This window comes from Acinetobacter sp. ATCC 27244, assembly GCF_000156555.1.
Lineage (GTDB): Bacteria > Pseudomonadota > Gammaproteobacteria > Pseudomonadales > Moraxellaceae > Acinetobacter > Acinetobacter haemolyticus.
The window spans coordinates 135,835-159,846 of record NZ_GG665958.1; the positions used below are offsets into that span (position 1 = coordinate 135,835).

General features: G+C 39.1%; 21 protein-coding genes. 12 read left to right on the forward strand and 9 right to left on the reverse strand.

What is annotated here, in order from left to right; all coding sequences use genetic code 11:
* The first annotated feature begins 182 nt into the window (after positions 1 to 182).
* The gene (locus tag HMPREF0023_RS10295) at positions 183 to 650 is read left to right on the forward strand and encodes a copper resistance protein NlpE (RefSeq protein ID WP_004639952.1); all 468 of its coding nucleotides are present in this window, start codon (positions 183 to 185) and stop codon (positions 648 to 650) included.
* An 86-nt stretch (positions 651 to 736) separates the two neighbouring features.
* On the opposite strand, the gene HMPREF0023_RS10300 is transcribed toward HMPREF0023_RS10295, so the two are convergent.
* On the reverse strand, positions 737 to 2,338 hold the full coding sequence (locus HMPREF0023_RS10300; RefSeq protein ID WP_034437451.1) for an isocitrate lyase: 1,602 nt from the start codon (positions 2,336 to 2,338) through the stop codon (positions 737 to 739).
* Positions 2,339 to 2,876: 538 nt separating this feature from the next.
* Between HMPREF0023_RS10300 and HMPREF0023_RS10305 the strand changes: the two genes are divergently transcribed.
* Positions 2,877 to 3,866, forward strand: a complete 990-nt coding sequence (locus HMPREF0023_RS10305; protein ID WP_005084639.1) for a LysR family transcriptional regulator — start codon at positions 2,877 to 2,879, stop codon at positions 3,864 to 3,866.
* A gap of 105 nt (positions 3,867 to 3,971) precedes the next feature.
* Positions 3,972 to 5,300, forward strand: a complete 1,329-nt coding sequence (locus tag HMPREF0023_RS10310) for a hemolysin family protein (protein WP_004639956.1) — start codon at positions 3,972 to 3,974, stop codon at positions 5,298 to 5,300.
* Positions 5,301 to 5,339: 39 nt separating this feature from the next.
* Here HMPREF0023_RS10310 and HMPREF0023_RS10315 read toward each other — a convergent pair whose 3' ends face one another.
* The 7 genes from HMPREF0023_RS10315 to HMPREF0023_RS10345 form a co-directional block, all read right to left on the reverse strand.
* On the reverse strand, positions 5,340 to 5,603 hold the full coding sequence (locus HMPREF0023_RS10315; protein WP_005089702.1) for a ribosomal protein L7/L12: 264 nt from the start codon (positions 5,601 to 5,603) through the stop codon (positions 5,340 to 5,342).
* A 48-nt stretch (positions 5,604 to 5,651) separates the two neighbouring features.
* Complete coding sequence (locus HMPREF0023_RS10320) at positions 5,652 to 6,167, reverse strand: hypothetical protein (protein ID WP_004639959.1); 516 nt, start codon at positions 6,165 to 6,167, stop codon at positions 5,652 to 5,654.
* 201 nt (positions 6,168 to 6,368) lie between these two features.
* Positions 6,369 to 7,982, reverse strand: a complete 1,614-nt coding sequence (gene cysN, locus HMPREF0023_RS10325; RefSeq protein WP_008942039.1) for a sulfate adenylyltransferase subunit CysN — start codon at positions 7,980 to 7,982, stop codon at positions 6,369 to 6,371.
* A 45-nt stretch (positions 7,983 to 8,027) separates the two neighbouring features.
* Positions 8,028 to 8,936 (reverse strand): sulfate adenylyltransferase subunit CysD, encoded by a 909-nt coding sequence (cysD, locus tag HMPREF0023_RS10330; RefSeq protein WP_005089695.1) that lies wholly within the window; start codon positions 8,934 to 8,936, stop codon positions 8,028 to 8,030.
* Between the two features lie 326 nt (positions 8,937 to 9,262).
* Positions 9,263 to 10,714: a capsule assembly Wzi family protein gene (locus HMPREF0023_RS10335; RefSeq protein WP_034437452.1), complete on the reverse strand. Its 1,452-nt coding sequence runs from the start codon at positions 10,712 to 10,714 to the stop codon at positions 9,263 to 9,265.
* Positions 10,715 to 10,866: 152 nt separating this feature from the next.
* On the reverse strand, positions 10,867 to 12,393 hold the full coding sequence (gene lysS, locus HMPREF0023_RS10340; protein WP_008942041.1) for a lysine--tRNA ligase: 1,527 nt from the start codon (positions 12,391 to 12,393) through the stop codon (positions 10,867 to 10,869).
* Between the two features lie 160 nt (positions 12,394 to 12,553).
* Complete coding sequence (locus HMPREF0023_RS10345) at positions 12,554 to 12,991, reverse strand: SRPBCC family protein (protein WP_008942042.1); 438 nt, start codon at positions 12,989 to 12,991, stop codon at positions 12,554 to 12,556.
* A gap of 352 nt (positions 12,992 to 13,343) precedes the next feature.
* Between HMPREF0023_RS10345 and rubA the strand changes: the two genes are divergently transcribed.
* The 4 genes from rubA (at position 13,344) to oxyR (ending at position 16,979) form a co-directional block, all read left to right on the forward strand.
* The gene (gene rubA, locus HMPREF0023_RS10350) at positions 13,344 to 13,508 is read left to right on the forward strand and encodes a rubredoxin RubA (protein ID WP_000760495.1); all 165 of its coding nucleotides are present in this window, start codon (positions 13,344 to 13,346) and stop codon (positions 13,506 to 13,508) included.
* A gap of 345 nt (positions 13,509 to 13,853) precedes the next feature.
* Positions 13,854 to 15,035: a rubredoxin reductase RubB gene (gene rubB / locus HMPREF0023_RS10355; protein WP_034437454.1), complete on the forward strand. Its 1,182-nt coding sequence runs from the start codon at positions 13,854 to 13,856 to the stop codon at positions 15,033 to 15,035.
* Between the two features lie 87 nt (positions 15,036 to 15,122).
* Complete coding sequence (locus tag HMPREF0023_RS10360) at positions 15,123 to 16,067, forward strand: alpha/beta fold hydrolase (protein WP_004639976.1); 945 nt, start codon at positions 15,123 to 15,125, stop codon at positions 16,065 to 16,067.
* Between the two features lie 6 nt (positions 16,068 to 16,073).
* Complete coding sequence (oxyR, locus tag HMPREF0023_RS10365; protein ID WP_004639978.1) at positions 16,074 to 16,979, forward strand: LysR family transcriptional regulator OxyR; 906 nt, start codon at positions 16,074 to 16,076, stop codon at positions 16,977 to 16,979.
* Positions 16,980 to 17,035: 56 nt separating this feature from the next.
* Here oxyR and dusB read toward each other — a convergent pair whose 3' ends face one another.
* Entirely contained in the window at positions 17,036 to 18,061 is a 1,026-nt protein-coding gene (gene dusB, locus HMPREF0023_RS10370) for a tRNA dihydrouridine synthase DusB (RefSeq protein WP_008942046.1), read from the reverse strand.
* An 82-nt stretch (positions 18,062 to 18,143) separates the two neighbouring features.
* Between dusB and HMPREF0023_RS10375 the strand changes: the two genes are divergently transcribed.
* From HMPREF0023_RS10375 to HMPREF0023_RS10395, 5 genes are all read left to right on the forward strand, one after another.
* A complete protein-coding gene (locus HMPREF0023_RS10375) occupies positions 18,144 to 19,352 on the forward strand; it encodes a DUF1615 domain-containing protein (protein ID WP_008942047.1) in 1,209 nt (402 codons plus the stop codon).
* Positions 19,319 to 20,011: an HAD-IB family hydrolase gene (locus tag HMPREF0023_RS10380; protein WP_034437457.1), complete on the forward strand. Its 693-nt coding sequence runs from the start codon at positions 19,319 to 19,321 to the stop codon at positions 20,009 to 20,011. The genes HMPREF0023_RS10375 and HMPREF0023_RS10380 overlap by 34 nt, the downstream gene beginning before the upstream one ends.
* A 51-nt stretch (positions 20,012 to 20,062) precedes the next feature.
* Positions 20,063 to 21,184, forward strand: coding sequence for an ABC transporter ATP-binding protein (locus HMPREF0023_RS10385; RefSeq protein WP_004639983.1), 1,122 nt, complete (start codon positions 20,063 to 20,065; stop codon positions 21,182 to 21,184).
* 24 nt (positions 21,185 to 21,208) lie between these two features.
* Entirely contained in the window at positions 21,209 to 22,225 is a 1,017-nt protein-coding gene (locus HMPREF0023_RS10390) for an extracellular solute-binding protein (RefSeq protein WP_004639985.1), read from the forward strand.
* A gap of 88 nt (positions 22,226 to 22,313) precedes the next feature.
* Positions 22,314 to 23,951 (forward strand): ABC transporter permease, encoded by a 1,638-nt coding sequence (locus HMPREF0023_RS10395; RefSeq protein WP_005089685.1) that lies wholly within the window; start codon positions 22,314 to 22,316, stop codon positions 23,949 to 23,951.
* The last annotated feature ends 61 nt before the right edge of the window (positions 23,952 to 24,012 follow it).

Sequence of the window (24,012 nt, forward strand, 5' to 3'; positions counted from 1 at the left end):
ATAAATATAAAATCATAATATTGATCTTAGATCTGTTTAGCGAATTTAATAGTAGCAATCAAAAATTAAAACACCCCATGTTTACCAAAGGTTAAATAAACTTACATTCTCCAACTACCCTTTCATTTTAAAATCCCATAAGTTAAGACACGAGCATTTCTCGTTATAAGGTTCAATTTAAAATGAAAAAATCAATTATAGCTCTATCTCTCGCTTCTGTTTTTTTAGTTGCATGTAGTAAAAACGACAACACAAAGAACGAGGAGCAGATGCCAACCACTGCTGCCAGCGAAGCAATTGCAGCAGATAACGCACATACAGCAGAAAACTCTTTAGATTGGAATGGCACCTACAAAGGTGTATTGCCTTGCGCTGACTGTGAAGGAATAGAAACAGAACTTGAGCTAAATTCAGATAAAACTTACGAATTAAAAGAAACTTATCTAGGTAAAGGTGATGGTAAACCATTTGAAAGCAAAGGTAGCTTCACCTTCAATAGCGCTAACACATCAATTATTGAGCTTGATCAATCAGGTGATGGACGTAAATATTTCGTTGCTGAAGGTTATTTAAAAGCCCTAGATTTAGAAGGTAATGAAATTACTGGTGAGTTAGCAGATAAATATCAATTAAAGAAAGAAGCTGAGTAGTAAATTTTTAATAAATTAAATTTTCTGAATACTCAATAAAAAAAAACCTGCTTATGCAGGTTTTTTTTCGAATCAATCAGAAGCGATTAGCCACCAAATTGGTTCATTGTGTTTTTGCTAGCATCACCAGCTTTAAGTGCATTTTCACCAGCAAAGATTTCTTTGTGATCATCACCGATGTCAGAACCAGCCATTGCTTGGTGTTTAACACATGCGATACCACCGCGGATTTCTTTACGTTGTACGCCAGCAACATAAGCCAACATACCTTCGTCACCGAAGTAACCTTTAGCAAGCTCATGAGTAGAAAGAGCAGCTGTGTGGTAAGTAGGAAGAGTGATCAAGTGGTGGAATACACCGGCTTCACGTGCAGCATCAGCTTGGAAAGTACGGATCTTCTCATCAGCATCAGCAGCCAATTCAGAAGCATCATACTCAGCGCTCATTAATTTAGCACGGTCGTAACCAGAAACATCTTTACCTTCAGCAACCCAACGATCATAAGCTTGTTGACGGAAGTTTAACGTCCAGTTGAACGATGGAGAGTTGTTATATACAAGTTTCGCATTTGGAACTTGTTTTTTGATGTCGTTTACGAAACCAGCAATACCAGCAACGTCTGGAGTTGGAGTTTCGATCCAGATCATGTCAGCGCCGTTTTGTAAGCTAGTTACACAGTCAAGTACAACGCGGTCGTGCTGAGTGCCTTCGCGGAACTGATATAAACCAGAAGCTAAACGAGTTGGACGGTGTAATTTACCATCACGCTTGATTAGGATTTCGTCGTCAGCAGCTTCAGAAATATCGATTTCTTTAGTATCTAAGTAGCTGATGTATTGAGAAGCTAAGTCGCCTTTCTCTTTAGATACAGGGATCTTTTGAGTTAAGTCAGCGCCTTCAGAGTCAGTACGTGCAACGATAACACCTTCGTCAACACCAAGTTCAAGGAATGCATAACGTACAGCATTGATTTTAGCTAAGAAGTCTTCGTGTGGAACAGTTACTTTACCAGCTTGGTGACCACATTGTTTAGCGTCAGAAACTTGGTTTTCGATTTGGATTGCACATGCACCCGCTTCGATCATTTGTTTAGTTAACAAATAAGTTGCTTCTTCGTTACCGAAACCAGCATCGATATCAGCGATGATTGGCACAACGTGAGATTCGAAGTTGTCGATTTGAGAAATGATTTCAGCAGCTTTAGCAGAATCACCAGCAGCTTCAGCTTTTTGTAAAGCACGGAATAAATCGTTTAATTCTTTCGCATCAGCTTGACGTAAGAATGTATAGATTTCTGCGATCAATTTAGGTACAGAAGTTTTTTCGTGCATAGATTGGTCAGGAAGTGGACCAAATTCTGAACGAAGAGCAGCAACCATCCAACCAGAAAGGTAGATATAACGCTTGCTTGTAGTACCGAAGTATTTTTTGTTCGCAATCATTTTTTGTTGCGCGATAAAACCGTGCCAGCAACCTAATGATTGAGTATATTTGCTATTATCAGCGTCATATTCAGCCATATCTTTACGCATGATAGCAGCTGTATATTTAGCGATGTCTAAACCAGTATGGAAACGGTTTTGAACCATCATACGAGCAGCATCTTCTGGGCGAATCGCACCCCATGTGCCACCTAATTTTTCTTTAACGGCACGAACGTGCTCTAAAGCTGATTGATATGTCATGATATTTTCCTTTAAGGGATTGGCATCGATTGGACGCTGAAAATCATGCTTCTAATGTCGGCGAGATTTCGAGCAATGCATCAATATGAACACAGCTTAGTCTTTGCCAAGGGATTAATCCAATATTCTAGCTTAATTTTCGGTATTTTCTTAAAAAATATATGTGAGGGCATTTTTCAACACCACATAAAAATACAAAATAAACATCTGTTTTTAAATTAATTTCAGAAATACGAAAAATCACTTTTTAGGCTAAATTAGCATTCATTTTTTTTATTTCCAAACATTTTCAGCTTAGTCTCTATGCTTACAATGACACTAAAACTGCGTTGTTAAAGCTAAGCTCCCCCCTATTTCCGCATTAGGCCAGACTCAGATGCGTCATCCAATAGACTTATCGCCGTCAACGTAAGTAGAAACTTCTAGCTTATTTGTACATCATCATTCAGCTGTTGTTTTTTGTAGTATTAAGTTACACAAATGACTTGAGATATGTCATAATTCATCACAATTCAAGGATTTTATTTTCGGTATTTTTTTTATGAATCTGGAGCGAGTCGATCTTAATTTATTAATTTATCTTGACGTACTTCTTCGTGAAAAAAATGTCACCCGAGCTGCTGAACAACTCGGTGTCACTCAGCCAGCTATGAGTAATATTTTACGTCGATTACGTAATTTATTTAATGATCCACTCTTGATTCGATCATCTGAAGGGATGACCCCGACAGAACGCGCATTGGAATTACAACCTCGTATTCGTGATGCGCTGTCTGATCTTTCCATGATTCTTGAACCTCGAACTGAATTCCGCCCATATACCAGTAATCGTGTGTTCCGTATCATGACATCTGATTATGCCGAGGCGACTTTAGTTCCACGTTTGGTTAAAGCATTACGCTCAGAAGCCCCTAATGTGGTACTTGACTTTTTAACGCCAAGTGATGTGTCCTACCGTGATATGGAACAAGGTAAAGTTGATTTAGCGATTAACCGCTTCAATGAAATTCCGCAAAGTTTCCATCAAGTTTTGGTATGGCGTGACAGCTTTAGTTGTATTTTAAATGATAAGCACCCTGCCGTTCAGCATTTAAATCTTAAAAGTTATTTAGATGCACAACATATTTGGGTATCAAAAACAGGTATGGGCGTCGGTTTCGGTGTCAATCCTGATAAACAAGCTGGTTTAGGTTGGATTGATCAAGCCCTTGAGCGAATTGGGCAACGCCGTAAGATTTCCGTGTTTACACGACATTATCAAATGCCAGCACTCTTAGCACAAAATGTAGATCTGATTGCAACCTTACCAACTCGTATGGCACAGCTTCAAACACAAAACCCAAGATTGGTAATCAAAGATCCTCCATTTTACATTCCTGAATTCGAATTAAAAATGGCTTGGTGTCCTTTACTTCATCATCACCCAGCCCATCGATGGTTAAGACAACTGATTTTATTCGTAGCTCGCCAAATGATTGAGGAAGAAAATCGAGAATTTTTATTAAATAACTCTCAATTTTCACAGTACTAAAATTAACGATAAAAGATGAACAACGTCGAGTTAATCTAAAGATTAACTTGACAACTTTTTTATGTTAAAACATTAATATAATAATGATTCAAATTCAGGTGACGTGTGAGTCTCGTTCAAAATATCATTATCATCGCAATGCTGATTATTGCAGCTGGCTTCTTATCTCTCACCGAAATTGCACTAGCAGGTGCGCGAAAAGTTAAGCTTAAAATTCTAGCCGAATCAGGTGAACATCGCGCGCAAAAGGTTCTGGATCTGCAAGAGCAATCCGCAGACTTTTTTGCTGCATCTCAAATTGGATTAAATGCAGTTGCAATCTTGGGCGGTATTTTAGGTGAAGCTGCCTTTCGCCCCTTTTTCGTAGATTTGATTGGTCGTTTTTATACAGGCGCATGGTTAGAAACAATAGGTTTTGCACTCTCTTTTACATTCGTTACTTCACTATTTATTTTATTTGCTGATTTAATGCCGAAACGTCTGGCAATGATTGCACCTGAAAAAATTGCAATTAGTGTGATTGAACCTATTCAAATTTTTATTAAAGTTTGCAAACCCTTGGCTTGGGGAATTAATGCCATCGCAAACCTATTGTTTAGGCTATTTAAGGTAAATACCACACGCGATGACAATATCACTTTTGATGATATCTCTGCTGTCATGGATGCAGGTGCTCAAGCAGGCGTTTTACAAAAGCAAGAACATCATTTCATTGAAAATGTATTTGAACTAGAGGAACGTACCGTACCTTCTAGCATGACCACACGTGAAAATGTTGTGTACTTTACACTCAAAGAAAATGAGAGCAGTATTCGCCAAAAATTAGCTGAATACCCTTACTCAAAATTTTTAGTATGTAATGAGCATATTGATCAAGTCATTGGTTATGTAGATACCAAAGACATTCTTGTGCGTATTTTAAACAATCAATCCTTACTTCAGTTAAATGAATCAACGATTCGTAACGTTCTGATTATTCCAGATACACTCACTCTTTCTGAGTTACTTGATCGTTTCCGCTCGACTAAAGAAAAGTTTGCAGTCGTCATCAATGAATATGCACTGGTTGTGGGCGTGATTACACTCAGTGACATCATGATTACCGTGATGGGTGATTGGGTGACACCTATGGAAGAAGATCAGCAAATTATTAAGCGCGATAACCATTCTTGGTTAATCGATGGAAGCACACCGATCGAAGATGTGAAGCATGTATTAGAGATTGAAGAATTTCCCGAAAACGAGAACTATGAAACGATCGCAGGCTTCATTATGTATCGTCTTCGTAAAATTCCCCGTCCTGCGGATGCCGTCGAATATGCTGGCTTCAAATTTGAAGTTGTTGACATTGATCATTATAAAATTGACCAATTGCTTGTCACGCAAATTCTCCCTAGCCAAGAGAGTGACAGCCCTGCCATAAAAGAAGAATAGACATTTTAACAGCAAGTCTATTCTTTAAACTTGCTGTTTTTATTGCATTACAAACCAAATCAAAATGACCAGTATCAGAAAAATCACAACAAAAACTTTTAACCCACTTCGACTACGCTGAGTTAATTGTTCCTGAATTCTCGTTTGTTCTTGAGGATGATCATTTAGATATTGATCAATAAGATCTTTGGATTCTTTTAACCCCAGTCCAGTTTTCTCACGAGTGATCTTAATCGCGTGTATTAATTGCCCATCGCGCAGCATTTGCAGCGCTTCTGGAGGAATTTTATGAGGTAAGTTCATAAAGTTAACAATCCTTGTTATTTTAAATGAATCACTTATCGTCGTATGTTAATTCCCGCCATATAGCGAGATTAACTCATCTAAAGTGGCTTGGTAATGAATCAATATATCTTCAGCCAAAATTTTATAAGCATTATCAAATTGAACCATTGGCCAGCCTTCTTTCCAAAATGGAAAAATATTATGCAAACCTTCGGTAACAATTGCGTCTTCTCGTGTGATTGCTTGTGCAATTTGAGCCAATACTTGCGCCGTTTCTGCTCCGTCAATTGCGAGATAATCAATACCACGTACTTTTAAAATGCGGATACGATCTTTCTTATAACGAATCTTTTTAGCCTGCCCTGCATTTAAACCTAAAGCTAAAGTAACAGCTTCAACAAATTTTTCTTCAAAGCTTGTATTTAATGCAACCAAAGCCAGTTTGTGCGCTTCTTGGCGACCTGCTTTCCCCCCATTACGAATGATCTCTTTGGCTTCAACATCTAGCTCATCTTTTTTCATAGACTGTAAAATGTCTAAAATTTCGATATCGCTTAAAGATTCAGGAGATTGCTCAGTCATGGGAGTCCAAATACAAAAAATATGAACTGATATTGTCTCATAAAAGCAACCGTAAAAGAAAATTAAAAGGTCAAACTTCTCGCTAAAATAGGCCCTCTACTTATTTGATCTATTTTATATATTTCCTCACCGTCAATTCAGGATCAAAAACAAAAAAAAAGCCCACCTAAATGGTGAGCTTTATTAAACTAACTTAATCAATTAAAGACGAACTAATTCGACTATTTTATCAGCAGCCTCTTCAGCAGTTTCAGCAGCAATATCGGTATCAGTTCCTTCAACAGTCGTAGTAATCACCACCACACCTGTTTCACGTAACAGATTGATTTGATCAATAGCTAAATTTGCTCTAGCAATCGCAACCACACCTTGTTGGATCAATAAGCTTTCTAATGCTTGTGCATTCTCAATTAACTGTGCAGAAACACCTATCACCGCAGGTTTTTGACCTAAACGCGCCGCACGATCTTCTGCAGTCACAGGATTGCTATGCGCAGTCCACTCAACAGCAGCTTCAACCATACCTGCACCAACCGTAACGTTGCTTAAACGGTCAATAAAGATAAATGAACCTGTATGACGACTGTCTTGGTATTGATCAAATACAACTGGCGCATCAAACTCAATCACAACATCCGCAATTGCATTCAACTCAAGTTCTTCAACCTGGGTGTGCTCAAGTGTATTTACATTGACACGGAAATTAATTGCAGTGACTTTCGCAGGAACAGTTTGAGTGCCGATTTTGACGTTGTAAAGCTTACCTTTAACCAAAGGGTGCTCTGTCATCCAAACCACTGATGCACGAACACTACGAGAAATTAAAGGTTGCTCACCCGTACGAACCAATACATTACCACGTGAAATATCAATTTCGTCATTTAAGGTTAAGGTAACAGCTTGACCAGCACCAGCTTTCTCAAGATTGCCATCAAAAGTCACAATCTCTTTAACTGTTGATTTCTTCCCAGATGGAAGTGCAACAATTTCATCACCAACATTAATTTCACCCAATGCGATCGTGCCCGCAAAACCACGGAAATCAAGGTTTGGACGATTCACATATTGAACAGGGAAACGAAATTCATGTTTATTCGATTCACGCTTAATTTCCACTGACTCAAGAATATTCATCAGCGTTTGACCTTTATACCAAGGTGTACTTACAGATGGATTTACAACGTTATCGCCATTAAGTGCTGAAATTGGAACAAAGACAATATTTTCAGGACGACGGTTACCTAATTGATTTACAAACGCATCGTATTCAACTTGAATTTCATTGAATCGAGCTTCCGAGAACTCAACCAAATCCATTTTATTAATCGCAACAACGATATTTTTAATACCGAGTAAACTTGCAATAAAGGTATGACGACGTGTCTGTGTTTGCACACCATAACGAGCATCAATCAAGATAATCGCAAGGTCAGCAGTTGAAGCACCTGTTGCCATATTGCGAGTATATTGCTCATGGCCCGGTGTATCGGCAATGATAAATTTACGTTTTTCAGTCGAAAAATAACGATACGCGACATCAATGGTAATACCTTGCTCACGCTCTGCTTGTAAACCATCTACAAGCAATGCTAAATCAGGTGCCTCTCCTGTCGTACCCACTTTTTTACTATCACGCGTTACTGCTTGCAATTGATCTTCATAGATCAATTTTGAATCGTAAAGCAAACGACCAATAAGCGTTGATTTACCATCATCGACGTTTCCGCAGGTCAAAAAGCGCAGAAGGTCTTTATTTTCGTGCTGTTTTAGGTAGGCCAAAATATCTTGGCTAATAAGATCTGATTGATGAGACATTGCTCAAAACTCCACAAAATTTGAAATCGAATTTCCTAAACGAAATTAGAAGTAACCTTCCTGCTTTTTCTTTTCCATCGAGCCAGCTTCATCATGGTCAATCATACGACCTTGACGTTCTGAACTGGTGGCCAAAAGCATCTCTTGGATAATTTCAGGTAATGTATCCGCCTCAGACTCAACTGCACCCGTTAATGGATAACAGCCTAATGTACGGAAACGTACCGATTTCATTTGTGGGACTTCACCTTCTTTCAAACGCATACGCTCATCATCCACCATGATAAGAGTACCACTGCGTTCTACCACTGGACGTACAGCAGAGAAATAAAGAGGAACGATTTGAATATTTTCTAGATAGATATATTGCCAAATATCTAATTCAGTCCAGTTAGATAATGGGAATACACGAATACTTTCACCTTTGTTTACTTTACCATTGTAAAGATTCCAAAGTTCTGGACGTTGGTTTTTAGGATCCCAGCGGTGCTTCGTATCACGGAATGAATAAACACGTTCTTTCGCTCGTGATTTTTCTTCATCGCGACGTGCACCACCAAAAGCAGCATCAAACTGGTATTTATCCAAGGCTTGTTTTAAGCCCTGAGTTTTCATGATGTCTGTATATTTAGAGCTACCATGATCAAATGGATTGATGCCTGCCTCACGCCCTTCAACATTTTGATGAACGATCAGATCAAAGCCATGCGTTTTCGCCATGTTATCGCGAAAAGCAATCATGTCCTTAAATTTCCAACCTGTATCTACATGTAGTAATGGGAATGGGAGTTTCGCAGGATAAAATGCTTTAAGTGCAAGATGCAACATCACTGCAGAGTCTTTACCAATCGAGTAAAGCATCACAGGATTTTCGAATTCAGCCGCGACTTCACGAATGATATGAATACTTTCAGCCTCAAGTTGCTTGAGGTGCGTTAATCTATTCTCAGTCATGTACACTTACCTCCTTATCCATGTTACCCATAAAATCTATAAGTGGTTTTACACCACCACTTGGAAGACCGTGTGGAGGAACGAGTGCCATAACAACTCCAATTTTTCATGATATCAATATGCTTACTAACTTACTTTTTCATCAGCTAGCAAAGTTTATTCATTATAATAATTTAGAACGAGTTCTTTAGCTTGTTTTTTCATATAAATATGCAAAATTGTGATATGCAAAGAATAATAAAATCTACAAAATACTCCCCAATTCACATAATTCACTCCAAGCAAAAAAGAGGCCTCTGTAGACCTCTTTCCGCAATACTTTCAAATTAGAAACGGAACATATTTTTTTCTAATGGAATTTCTACACCAACAGAAACACCACCATCACTACCATTCACATCAGAATCACTCACCCAACCATTTACCTTTAATGGGATTGTTGGTTTGACATAATGAGTCCAAGTGATATCTATACCTTTGATCTTATCTGATTTAGGGAAAGCAGCATTATTTAACTCTACACGCTGAGTTTGGCTAACGTTTGCGTACATCACTCGCCCACTTAAGCGATTCATCGTATCAAAACGAATATCCCCACCAACGGAATACATTTGTCCATCACCACCCATAGCATGCCCTAATGGGAAACCATGTTGGTAGTAGCCATCTCTGTAAATATGATGATTATAGGAAATGCCTTTTGCCTCTCCATTAGTACGCGTATCCGCCCATTCTGCATATAACTGGTACGGCATATTTTTATAGCTTGATGAGAAATCAGCACCACCTAGATACAGATATTTTGCAGGTAAACCACCAGCTTCATCTTCGCCAACGAATTGGGTATAGAAGCTAATTGGTACACCCCATAACGGCTGTAAGAACAAACGAGCATCAAAGCCTGCAATCTGATTGGCAGGATCTGGTTTACCTCGACCACCGTTATCTCTCGTTCCTAACATTGCATCCCATAAAGAACTAAAGCTCTCAGGACGCCCATCCCCACCCCATTGGATTGCACGTGAAGCACCAATTTCCAGAGCTTGGAACGGACGCGCTGTGAATCGAAGACCGATTAGCTTTGTATCTGGAATTGCTTCATAGTCATCTAATTGTCCTGCAAAGGCTTGATATTGCCATGGTCCAATCCAAGACAACCATTTCGTTTCAAATGCATTTTGTACTGCACGTTGAACCGTGACACCGTAAACTGGACGGCTGGCATCACCACGAATCAAGCTACCATCGTGTCCTGGTCCCCAATATGTAGGAATTTGACCAGCAATGACCCATTGATTCCAAAGCTTTCCTGCAATATATGAACCTTCAACGTTGACATCATTACCATTGTCAATCAAAGGATCTTTTTCACCATTCACTCTGATTTTTGTATCCCAATTTTCACCGCCAGCGTTGAACTCTAAAGCAGCTTGATACTGGGACTTTTGACTATCACCAAAAGCCTGAGGCACAGTTTTAAGATCAGTACCTGCATGTAATCCTACTTTTGCTGTTGCATTGTCCGCAGCAATCGCATGCATAACAGAGTCGATAACATTCTGTTGTGCTTTATTGGTTACTTGAGCTTGTGATAAAGCGCGTTTAATCTCATCTCCACTCATTGGCCAAGTTGAAGTACTGATTTGGATAACGCCTTGTTGATTTAACCAATTTAGGTCGGTGCGTAAGTTTTCATCATTTAACACAATACCTTGCGCAAATACAGCGGAAGAGAGAGACGCAAATAATGCGACATAAAGCGATTTTTTTAAAAACATATCCAGACTGTTCTCAAATTTATTTATGAACACATCATCGTTTTTTTATAGGTTGTTTTCAATCACCAAACTGAACAATTACATTTCTTAACGTAGAATGCAAAAAAGACCACTTATAAAAGTGGCCTTTGGTGTTCCGCATAACTCGAAAATTAGTCTTTACGGCGCATATGTGGGAATAACAACACATCACGGATACTTGGTGCATTAGCGAATAACATCACCAAACGATCAATACCAATCCCTTCACCCGCTGTTGGAGGTAAACCGTATTCAAGCGCTTCAATAAAGTCCGCATCGTAATGCATTGCTTCATCATCACCTGCATCCTTTTCTGCAACTTGTGCTTGGAAACGTTCAGCTTGATCAATTGGATCGTTTAACTCTGAGAAACCATTCGCCAACTCACGACCGCCAATAAAAAACTCGAAACGATCAGTAATATGCGGATTATCATCATTACGACGTGCAAGTGGTGAAGTTTCCGCAGGATATTCTGTGATGAACGTCGGTTGGCGAAGTTTCGTCTCAACTGTTTCTTCAAATACGATTGTCTGCAACTTACCCAAACCAAAACCTGGCTTAACTTTTTCTTTTAATACATCTTGAGTAAATTTCGCCAAGAATTCACGATCATTGACATTTTCAGGTGTGAAATCAGGGTTATGCTCAAGAATAGCATCGAACATTGAAATCTTCTTAAATGGACCTTTGAAGCTATAAACTTCTTCGCCATAAGGCACATCAGTTGTACCTAAAATATCAATGGCCAATTTCTCAAGCATGTTTTCAGTAAGTTCCATCAAGTCCTTATAATCTGCATAAGCTTGATAAAACTCAATCATGGTAAATTCAGGGTTATGACGCGTTGAAACCCCTTCGTTGCGGAAGTTACGGTTAATTTCAAACACACGCTCAAAACCACCAACAACCAAACGTTTTAAGTACAACTCAGGCGCAATACGCAAATAGAGTTCCATATCTAACGCATTATGATGGGTTACAAATGGTTTTGCAGAAGCACCACCTGGAATGACATGCATCATCGGTGTTTCTACTTCCATGAAACGCTCATTGGTTAAGAATGCACGAATACCTGCGACTACTTTTGCGCGAATCTCAAAAGTCTTACGTGTTTCTTCGTTTACGATCAAATCTAAGTAACGTTTACGATATTTCGCTTCAGTATCGGTTAAACCATGAAACTTATCTGGAAGTGGACGAAGCGATTTAGTAAGCAACTCAAAAGCTTCAAGGTGCACATATAAATCACCTTTCCCAGAACGCCCGATATAACCTTCAGCTGCAATAATATCACCAAGGTCTAAACTTTTAATTGTCTCTAGAACATCTGCTGGTAAACCTTTACGATCAACATAAAGTTGGATACGACCTGTCATATCCTGAATCACAATAAATGATCCACGATTGAGCATGACACGACCCGCAACTTTTACATAAACTTTTTCAGCACCTTCGATTTGTGCTTTGTCTTGATCTTTAAATTGTTCTTGTAAATCTGCGGTATAGTGTTCACGTTTAAAGGTATTTGGCCAAGGGCTCTTGCCAGTTTGTTTAGCGGTTTCTTGGATTTGCTTTAATTTGGCATGACGCTGTGCGATTAAATCGTTTTCGGAAAGTGTCTGTTCAGAAGTCGATTGAGCGTTTTGTTGCGTCATCTCTGCCTCGGTTTAAGTAAAAATAAAGGCACATAGAATAGCAGATCGTAAAACATTTTCGTATCTTTTCGACCTGACATTCATGAAAAAAGCAGATAATTATCAGTTTTCCTTGCTTTTCTCACTCAGATTTTCACCCCGATCTATGCACTCATTTTACTTAACTTTCTGACATTTGTTTAATCGCTTCCAAACCTTGCTTAAACCCTTTATCCATCATTTCAATGTATTCAGGCTGCACATCCACTTCGACATGTAGTTCAGTATCTGCGCCTGATTCAAGCAGAAAATATTTTTCCAAAGTTCCAGCCCATGACTTTACCTCATCACTCTCTAAGTCTTCTTGACCATTTTGAATGATACCGAGATGCTTAAAGATCAATTGTTTCGGTTCTTCAATACTTGCAATTGTCGAAATCATTCCATTGCCTTCTCCATCTAAGAAATAAGTCTTACCATCAACCTTCCAATCACTTCGCATCGTTGAACTGGGTGAAAAGAATTTTGTCCAAGCCTGATAACTGTCAAGAGTCCAAAGCACATCCCATACTTTTTGTTGAGGGGCATGAATTTTTATGCTGTATACCAAGGTTTCCATATGTTTAATTCTCTAATAATTAACGCTCAAAATATGATACCGCTTGTTCAAATGTTTATTTTTTATTCACACCAATTTTATACGTTTCGTTATTTTCAATTACATTCACGAAGAATGACACGAATAAATTTAGAGCAATTGCTCAAATAACAAGACTTTCGGCTTGAATTGCCATATCTCTTTTTTAATAAATGATTAAACTCTTGCATTTACTTTACTTAAATGTCGTTCTGCGTAAAAATCTAACTCCCGATCAACACAAGTTAGTACTATATTGCAGCGATCGTAGCGACATTATGGAACAGTTTTACTGAAAGGCAATTTGAGCATACCTATCAGTTTGGAGAGTCACATGAAAAAATATCAATGTATCGTTTGTGGTTGGATTTACGACGAAGCAGAAGGTTGGCCACAAGACGGCATTGCAGCAGGTACTAAATGGGAAGATATTCCTGATGATTGGACTTGCCCAGATTGCGGTGTTTCAAAAGCCGATTTTGAAATGATTGAAATCTAAGATTGTCAAAAAGACCTCTAGGGGCTGTGATCACTTTATAAATGGGTTGCGTTGTAGGCTAAAAATTCATCAGACAAGACATGAAACGCAGGTAATGGCTATTTCCTTGCCAAGTTTCATAACGAAGTATGAGGGATTTTTAGCCACAACCCTACGGGACAGGGAGATTTTTTGACGCTACTACGTTATGTCTTATTCATTTAGAATTACTAAATTTCACAAGCCATGCCTTGTATCGCCTAAAAAATATCTTCTGTCGCAACCATAGATCAAGTGGTCACACCCCCTCTCTCATGGTCTTTTTTCTTTAGTTTAATTTTTATATAAAAAATGTTGGAGAATCTCATGCATCCTATCGTCATCATCGGATCTGGTATGGCTGGTTATACCGTTGCTCGTGAATTTCGCAAACTGAGCCCAGAACAAGAACTTGTTATGATCTGTGGAGATGATGCGGTAAATTATGCAAAACCAACATTATCCAATGCTTTCGCAGGCAATAAAGCACCTGAGCAAATTGCTTTAGGCGATGCTAATAAAATGGCAACTCAACTCAATATGCGTATCGAGGCAGAAACGTGGGTCAAAGAAATCCATGCAGAAGCACATGAAATCGTTTTAGAAAAAAATGGTGAAACGATTACGCAACCCTACTCTAAACTTGTCCTTGCAGTCGGTGCGAATCCAATCCGTTTAGCTATCTCAGGTGATGGCAGTGATGATATCCATGTCGTTAACTCATTGATTGACTATCGTAACTTCCGTGAAAACCTTGCTCAACGTAAAGATAAACGCGTTGTTATTTTAGGTGCAGGCTTGATTGGATGTGAATTTGCCAATGATTTATTACATAGCGAATATAATATTACGGTAATCGATCTTGCCCCACAACCATTGGGACGTTTATTGCCTAGTCATGTTGCAGACTTATTCAAAAACAACTTAGAACAAGCTGGAATTAAATTTGTCCTTTCAACAACAGTTGAAAAAATTACCAAAATTAATGATGGTGAAGATTACGCTGTAACACTTGCAAATGGACAAACCTTGATTGCGGATATCGTTTTATCAGCAATTGGTTTACAACCAAATACAGCCCTAGCAAAATCAGCAGGGATTCAAACAAGTCGTGGTGTCATCACCAATACTTTATTAGAAACCAATCAAGCAGATATCTACGCGGTTGGTGACTGTGCTGAAGTCAACGGAACTTTACTTCCTTATGTGATGCCAATCATGCAACAAGCTCGAGCATTGGCTAAAACTTTAAGTGGTCAAAACACTGCCGTACACTATCCAGCGATGCCTGTTGCAGTAAAAACTCCTGCAGCACCACTCACTGTTTTACCAGCCCCATTAGATATTGATGTGGCTTGGGAAATGGAAGACTTTGAAGATGGAATGTTAGCCAAAGCAGTTGATGCAGAAGGCACATTAAGAGGCTTTGTACTTTTAGGTGCAACAGCTGCAAAACAGCGTTTGACACTGACCAAACTTGTGCCTGACTTGATTCCTGCACAAAATTAAGGTTTATTAAATATAGCGAGTTTGTTGAAAAATGAGGTTTCAACAAACTCAATACCGACAAAAATAATTCAACTTGGAACGAGCAGCATGAACAGTGCCCTTCAATTTAATGTGTCGCCTTATACTGCATTTATGCAAGAGACCAAAGTAAGTTTGGGCAATGGTATCGAACTCCATGTTGAAATCGGCGGAAACCCTGAACATCCAACAGTTCTGCTCATCATGGGATTAGGTGCACAAATGTTATTTTGGCCTGATTTCTTTTGTAAAGCGCTGATTGACCAAGGGTTTCGTGTGATTCGTTTTGATAATCGTGATATTGGTTTATCTTCAAAAATTAGAAATAAAGGTAAAAGACTCAATACAATGAAACTCATGGGACGTTTCATGTTTGGGCTTGGCAATGAAGGTGCGCCCTATACACTGTATGATATGGCAGATGATGTCGCCATGCTCATTGACCAATTAGGTATTGAAAAAACCTATCTACTAGGTGCATCGATGGGCGGCATGATTTCTCAAATCGTTGCGGCGAAATACCCTGAAAAGGTAGAAAAAGTTGGACTATTGTTTACGAGTAACAATCAACCTTTCCTTCCTTTCCCTTATCCAAAACAACTTTTCAGTTTATTGGGAAGGCCTCCAGCACGTGATGAAGAGTCAATTGTTAATCATAGTCTAAGAGTATTTCAAATTATTGGTTCACCTGGTTATGTGAATCAAGTTGAAGCAATTCAAACCATTCGAAAATTATATCGCCGTAGTTTTTATCCAGCGGGTGTACTTCAACAATTTTTAGCAATATTATGTACAGGTTCTTTGTTACCATTGAACAAGAATACCACTCAGCCCACTTTGGTTGTGCACGGTTCAAAAGATCGTTTACTACCACCAAGTCATGGTAAAGCGGTTGCAAAAGCAATTACGGGTGCTAAGTTTGAATTAATTCATGGAATGGGGCATGATATTCCTGCACATTTCATCCCGCAACTTAGCGATTTGTTTGTTCATCATTTTAGATCATCACACTAGGACACTATGGCTGCATTACCCTCATTAAGACAGCTATCATATTTAGTTACGTTGTCAGAAACATTACATTTTACTGAAGCAGCACGCCGTTCGTTTGTTACCCAGTCCACTTTATCTGGGGGAATCATGGAATTAGAGCGTCTGCTAGGTGGCGTCTTAGTTGAACGTGATCGTCAAAACGTCCGTTTAACCCCTCTAGGTGAACAAGTTGTTGCTCGTGCACGTGTGTTATTAGCTGATGCACAAGATCTTATGCGTTTAAGCCGAGAAATGAGTGAGCCGCTAACAGGTGACCTGCATCTTGGTATTATCCCAACAATTGCACCTTTTATCTTGACGCAACTCTTGGATGAAGTGCATCAACAATTGCCAAAAATTCAACTCCATCTACATGAAGCACAAAGCGAAAAGATTGTAGAAAAATTGGAACATGGCAATCTAGATATGATTGTTCTTGCACTGCCATTTGATACACGCGGTTTAAAAGTTGCTGAAATCGCAAAAGAGCATTTATCACTGGTTTACAATAAAAATGACAGCAATGCTGCCAATGCAAACTCTTTAGATGATCTTGATCTGTCACGATTGATGTTACTTGAAGAAGGCCATTGTTTACGTGATCATGCATTGAGTGCCTGCCCTGTTGGTGAACGCAAAAATGATCATCGCTTAAAAGCAAGTTCACTACCAACATTGGTCGAAATGGTATCTTCTGATTTAGGTTTCACACTTTTACCTGAAATTGCGATTAAAAATAGCATGTTGAATGGTAATGAAACGATTTCTATTAAATCCATCGAAGATGCTCCAAGTCGTACTTTAGCTTTAGTGACACGCAAAAGCACTCCACTTCAAAGTGAGTTTGATGTGATCTTGCAAATCTTGCAGAAAATTACAGCTCATTTAGCATAATAAAAAGCCTGTAATTCAAATCGAATTACAGGCTTTTTCAAATACGCAAATTCTGGTTATTTAATCTCTAACAAATTTACTTGTTCAACTTGTACATCGCTCATTCGCTGACCGAGATCAAGTAATTGATCAAAATAGGCTTCAACGACTTTTGCCTGATCAGCGGTACTTTCAACCTTATACATATTTTGTCGAAACTCATTGCTTGAACGTAAACCCTTGGTGTACCAAGCAATATGTTTACGGGCAATACGACAACCTGAATATTCACCATAAAATTGATAAAGTTCAGACAAATGCCCCAATAAAACAGCTTTAACTTCAGAAATATCAGGCGTAGCGAGATGCTCACCTGTTTTTAAGTAATGCGCGATTTCTCTAAAAATCCAAGGTCGGCCCTGTGCTGCTCGTCCAATCATAATGGCATCTGCGCCAGTATAATCTAATACATATTTTGCTTTTTCTGGACTATCAATATCACCATTCGCAATCACTGGGATGCCGATGAGTTGTTTCACCTGTTTTATGAGTTCATAGCGAGCATGATTTAAATACATATCTTCACGCGTACGTCCATGCAGAGCCAAAGCAGCAATCCCCGCCTCTTCAGCTCGTTTCGCCACACGCAAAATATTTTCTTGACCATTTAAAAAACCAAGACGAGTTTTTAATGTTACTGGAACATCAACAGCAGCAACGACTGTATCCAAAATACGTGCAACCAGATCTTCATCTTGCAACAAAGCAGAACCCGCCAGTTTGTTACAAACCTTCTTTGCAGGGCAGCCCATATTGATATCAACAATTTGCGCCCCATTGGCAACTTGATAGCGTGCAGCCTCAGCCAATTGCTCAGGATCAGAACCCGCTATTTGTGCTGAAATTGGTGCTAATTCACCATCAAAATTTGCACGATACAGACTCTTTTTGCTCATACGCAAGGTTTTATCAGCGGTCATCATTTCACTAACCGCGTGCCCAGCACCAAAGTATTTACACAATGTTCGAAATGGTCGGTCTGTAACCCCTGCCATCGGAGCAACGATCAAATTATTTGACAGTTGATATGAACCAATATACATATATTTTCTTACAATTTCTGATCGCCATAGTATACTTCATTCGCCCATTCGACTCATCTTTTTATGTGGTGTTGTCCTGATCATGAACAAATCATACTCATCTCGTCCGCTATTAAAAACACTTAGCCTAATCATCAGCTGTGCCAGTCTCACCGCTTGTGGTGATTTTGCATGGTGGGCAAATGATAAAGAACCTGCACTAAAAGCAGATCAGATTAAAAGTGTGATTCCAGCACGTGTACGTGATCGTGACGCTTGGGCACAAGATATTCATGACATTATGCAAGAACTTAATATCCCTCAATCTAAACAGAATGTATGCACGATTGTTGCCGTGGTGGATCAAGAGTCAAACTTTGTTGCAGACCCACAAGTCGCTGGTTTAGGTGAAAAAGCAGTTCAGGAAATTAATACACGGTTAAATGAAAAATTCGAAGCAAAACTTGGGGAAACAATCGGTGGCACCGTCGCAGGTTATTTCGAAGATGTGTTAAAAAATCAACCTTCTCCTGAAGACAACTATATGCGCCAAATGCGCAGAGTTAAAACTGAACGTGAGCTTGATCTACTTTATCGTGAAATTTTTGATTATATGGCGAAACATTACCATATAAGTGCTTTAACTGGCGCTGCAAAACTTGTAGGTCAAGATGTTAGTGAGAAAATGAATCCAATTACCACCCTAGGATCGATGCAAGTTCATATTAATTATGCCAAAGAACATAAACGTATTGGTATGAGCACTGCAGAATTACGCAATGATCTCTATACCCAATACGGTGGCCTATATTATGGCATCCATCGTTTAATGGTTTATCCTGCAGATTATGATCGCGCAATTTATCGCTTTGCTGACTATAATTCTGGCATGTATTCCAGCCGCAATGCAGCATTTCAAAGTATGTTAGATGCATTGACTGATATTGAAATTGATTTAGACGGCGACCTACTTATCTATAATAAAGAAGGTAATGTTCGTGCGACTCAAAGCCAAACCGAAAAAGCTTTGATTTCAGTATTTGCTGAAAATGGGGTTTTAGTTACTCCACGTCAAATTCGTAGTGACTTAAAAAAAGAGAAATCAAAGAAATTCGAAAATACACAGACTTATACAGCGCTACAAAATTTATATCAAAGCAAAACAGGTAAGGATGCAAAATATGCGATTATGCCTCAAGTCGTAATTTCTGGTCCAAAGTTGAGCCGTGATTATAATACCAATTGGTTTGCAAGCCGTGTAAATGGACGATATGAAACATGCATGCAAAGAGCAAAACAACTAAAACTGTAAATCTTGCTTTATTTGATTTTGATGGCACGCTTTATCCCAAAGACAGTTTTACCCGATTTATTTTTTTCGCCCTCCCGAAACATCATGTTATTTTAAAAGGCTTGAAAATCCTTCCTTGGATTCAGGCCTACTATCTAGGTCTATATCCTGCACATGCGATGAGACCTCGATTATTTCAAACGATGTTTAAAGGCATGACAGCGAAGCAAATACAAAGTATCGCAATCAATTATGCACAACAAATTATTAAAGAATTAGATCCAGACCTACTTCAACAACTTTATTTACACCAACAACGTGGCGATCATGTTGTGCTTGTTTCCGCTTCAATTGACTTATATTTAGCGCCGATCTGTGAATTATTAAATATCGAATTGATTTGTACAGAAACAGAAATTATTAATGGCACTCTCTCTGGCCATTACCAGTCTTTGGACTGTAGCTGCGAACAGAAAAAAATCAGAGTACTGCAACAATACAATCTGAATGAGTACCATCAAGTTTATGCCTATGGTAATAGCCATGAAGATCTTGAAATGTTCAGCTTGACAGATCACGCTTACATGGTTGGACAAGATTTAACACTTCCACACGTTATACATCCACAACATGTTGATGAAAAGCAACCGCAAAAGAAATTAGAAAAAGACTCTACATGAGAAGAATTATTAGTTATTATTTGCTCAAATAAATTGTACTGTGAATTGACCATGAATGCTCATACTGCACCTCAGGCCAATGTCTTAACCATCCAACAATTGAGCAAGCAATATGGAGCTCGATTTGCGGTCAATCAGGCAACATGGTCTGCTACTCGCGGACAGATTATCTGTTTACTCGGACATTCAGGTTGTGGCAAAACGACGATGCTACGGTTGATTGCGGGTTTAGAAACGCCTAGCAGTGGTTCAATTCAACTTGAACAAGACATTTTATGGAATGCACAACAACAAGTGCCGGCAGAAGAGCGAAATATTGGCTTAGTGTTTCAGGATTATGCGCTGTTCCCTCACCTAAGTGTGTTGGAAAACGTCATGTTTGGTTTAAGAAAATTACCAAAACAACAGCGACAAACGATTGCAGAACAAGCATTGAAACACGTCTCTATGCATCATCATCTACATAGTTATCCATATACCCTATCCGGTGGTGAGCAACAACGTGTTGCTTTGGCACGTGCTCTTGCACCCAAACCGCAAGTTCTACTGATGGATGAACCCTTTTCTAATTTAGATCATCGTTTGCGTGATCATATTCGCCAAAGCACCATCGAAATCTTAAAGAAGACAGCTACAACGACCGTCATCGTAACCCATGATCCAGAAGAAGCCCTGCAAATCGCGGATCAAATTATTTTGATGCATCAAGGCAAAATTATTCAGATCGGAACACCAAAACAGCTTTATTTACAACCTAAAACCTTATTTGCGGCACGTTATTTTTCTGCACTCAATGAAATATCTGCACAAATAGAAAATGATCAACTTCATACAATTTTTGGGGCAATCCCAAAACCTCAACACTTAAAACAAACAGAGCAAGCAATTCAATGTTGTTTTCGTCCGCACCAGATTCACATTTTCAAAGAAGCTGCTGAGAATAGATTGCCTGCAAAAATCATTTCTTCAAGTTTTATGGGACATACTCAACAATTACGTCTACAAATTGAGAATGAAAATAATATCTTATTGGCACAAGTTGACTATCAACAGAATTTTAGTACAGCAGAACAAGTGTATATCCACGTAGATTTAACGACATGCTTCTTCTACGCTTTAGATGATCAAACACCGATCGAAAATATTCGCACCAAACAAACGTTCAATGTTTAAACTTTGTGATTAGGGATGAAATAAATGAAACAACTGTCAAAGCTTCATATTGCTTTAGCTGGACTAGTGGCATTAGGAAGTAGCTGGGCTAATGCCGCTCAAGTAAACCTATATACCACTAGAGAACCTGTTTTAATTCAACCACTTTTACAAGAATTTAGTGAAAAAACAGGCGTTAAAGTAAATACTGTTTTTATCAAAGATGGATTACTTGAGCGAGTAAAAGCGGAAGGACGACGTTCGCCTGCTGATGTGATGCTGACTGTTGATTTTGGTAATTTAGTTGATTTAGTTGAAGGTGGCTTAACTCAACGTATTAACTCAAAGGTCCTGAATACTGCTATTCCTGGAAACTTACGTGCGGCAAATGGTCACTGGTATGCATTATCAATGCGCGCACGTGCTGTTTATGCATCTAAAGAACGCACGCCTTTAACTGCAATCAATTATGAAGATTTAGCTGATCCAAAATGGAAAGGGAAAATCTGTATTCGTTCAGGTAGTCATGCATATAACACCAGTTTAATTGCAGCTTATATTACCCATCACGGTGAGAAGGCAACTGAACAATGGCTTCGTGGTGTGAAAGCAAATTTGGCACGACCAGCAAGTGGCGGTGACCGTGATGTAGCCCGTGATATTCTGGGTAAAATCTGTGATATCGGTGTAGCGAATACTTACTATGTAGGTACGATGCGTACTGGGGATGCTGAGCAACAACGTTGGGGCAATGCCATCAATGTCGTATTACCGCGCTTTAAAAATGGCGGTACACATGTCAATGTGTCAGGAGCTGCTGTCGCTAAATATGCGCCGAACCCTAAAGAGGCTGTTCAATTACTTGAATTCTTAGCTTCTGACCATGCTCAAGCAATTTATGCACAAAGTGGCTTTGAGTACCCTGTAAAAGCAGGTGTTAAAGTTGATCCAATTATTGCGAGCTTTGGTAAACTGGAAGTTGACAAAATTCGTTTAAGCGATATTGCACGTCATCGTAAAACAGCCAACCTTTTAGTCGATAAAGTTCAATTTAATCACTAAGCCTCGCAATGCGTAAACAGGCGATCATCAAGATTGCCTGTTTACTGATTTGTTTTGCCTTTTTCTCACTTAATCCCCAATATCCTCGATGATCAAAAAGAAAGACTCACCTCGTTTACTATTTTCGCTTAGTGGTATTTTGACCCTACTGGCTTGTTTACCTGTACTGGCACTAATTTGGACAGCATTACAAGGCAATAGCGATATTTGGGGACATTTGCTGCGCTATGTTCTTCCACCCACCTTAGTTGATACCACTCTCCTTTTATTGGGGGTCGGTCTACTGACCATTTTAATCGGGACTGGTAGTGCATGGCTGGTGACGGCTTATCAGTTTCGAGGACGTGCTTTTTTAGATTGGGCATTGCTACTTCCACTCGCTGTCCCTACTTATATTATTGCCTATAGTTATATTGATATTCTGCATCCAATTGGTCCTGTACAAACGGTCTTAGGTGCTTGGTTTGGTTGGGAAGCACAGCCTTGGTGGTTTCCTAATATTCGATCAGTTTGGGGTTGTATTTTCCTTTTAAGCTTTGTGTTATATCCCTACGTATATCTCAGTACGCGTGCCATGTTCTTGATGCAATCAGCTAGTTTGATTGAAGTCGCACGAAGCCTAGGACTAAAACCCAATCAAGTTTTTTTAAGAGTTGCCATTCCTCTAGCTCGACCTGCGATTGCTGTTGGCGCAAGTTTGGCATTGATGGAAACCATCAATGATATTGGAGCAACCGAATTTTTAGGTGTTAAAACCCTTACGTTATCCATCTACTCTACATGGATAAACCAATCCGATCTCGCCAGTGCAGCACAAATTGCTATTTTCATGCTAATGATCATTACTTTATTGGTGATCGTAGAACGACTTGGACGACGTAAGCAACGCTATATGAATTCGGCCCAACGTAGTCGATTGATGCCTGCACAACAAGTCACAGGAAGCAAAGCATGGCTATTTCTAGGTTTAGGGTTAATTCCAATCTGTATCGGTTTTCTGATTCCGATTAGCCATCTACTCGTAGAATCATATAAACGATTTCAATATGCAGGGTTTTCTGATTATTTGCTTCAAGCCTCAATCAATACGCTAAGCCTAGCCAGCCTTGCAACAGTGATCACCATTTTTATTGGTTTTCTTATCGTTAGTGCGGCTCGTTTTACTCAAAATACATGGTTTAGCCGTATCTCTAGCTTAGGCTATGCGATTCCTGGAACCGTTCTAGCAATTGGACTCATGCTATCACTAGGCAAAATAGATCATGCTGTTGCCGACTTCTTGGAATTTAAACTTGGAATTCACACGGGCTTATTATTTCTAGGTACTACATTTACCTTGATCTATGCATATTGCGTCCGTTTTCTAGCAATTGCCATCGGTGGAATTGAGTCAGGCTATAATCGTATTCATGGTGTTTTTGATGATGCTGCACGTAACCTAGGTCAAAATCGTTTTTCTATTTTATGGCGTGTGCATTTACCGTTATTACGCCCTGCGATTATTTCAGCAGCCCTACTCATTTTCGTAGACTGTATGAAAGAACTACCTGCAACCTTATTGCTCAGACCACTCAACATGGAAACACTAGCAACTCAACTTTATGCTGAAGCAGCTAGAGGAACATATGAAGATGGTGCAATCGCAGCGTTGTTAATCGTCTTAGTTGGGCTGATTCCCGTCATTTTATTGGCAAAAATGGGGAAAAATATTCAACAACAAAAATAATTCAAAAATTTAAGCCAAAAAAAGACTTCCCGAGAGAAGTCTTTTTTATATGGTCAGAACG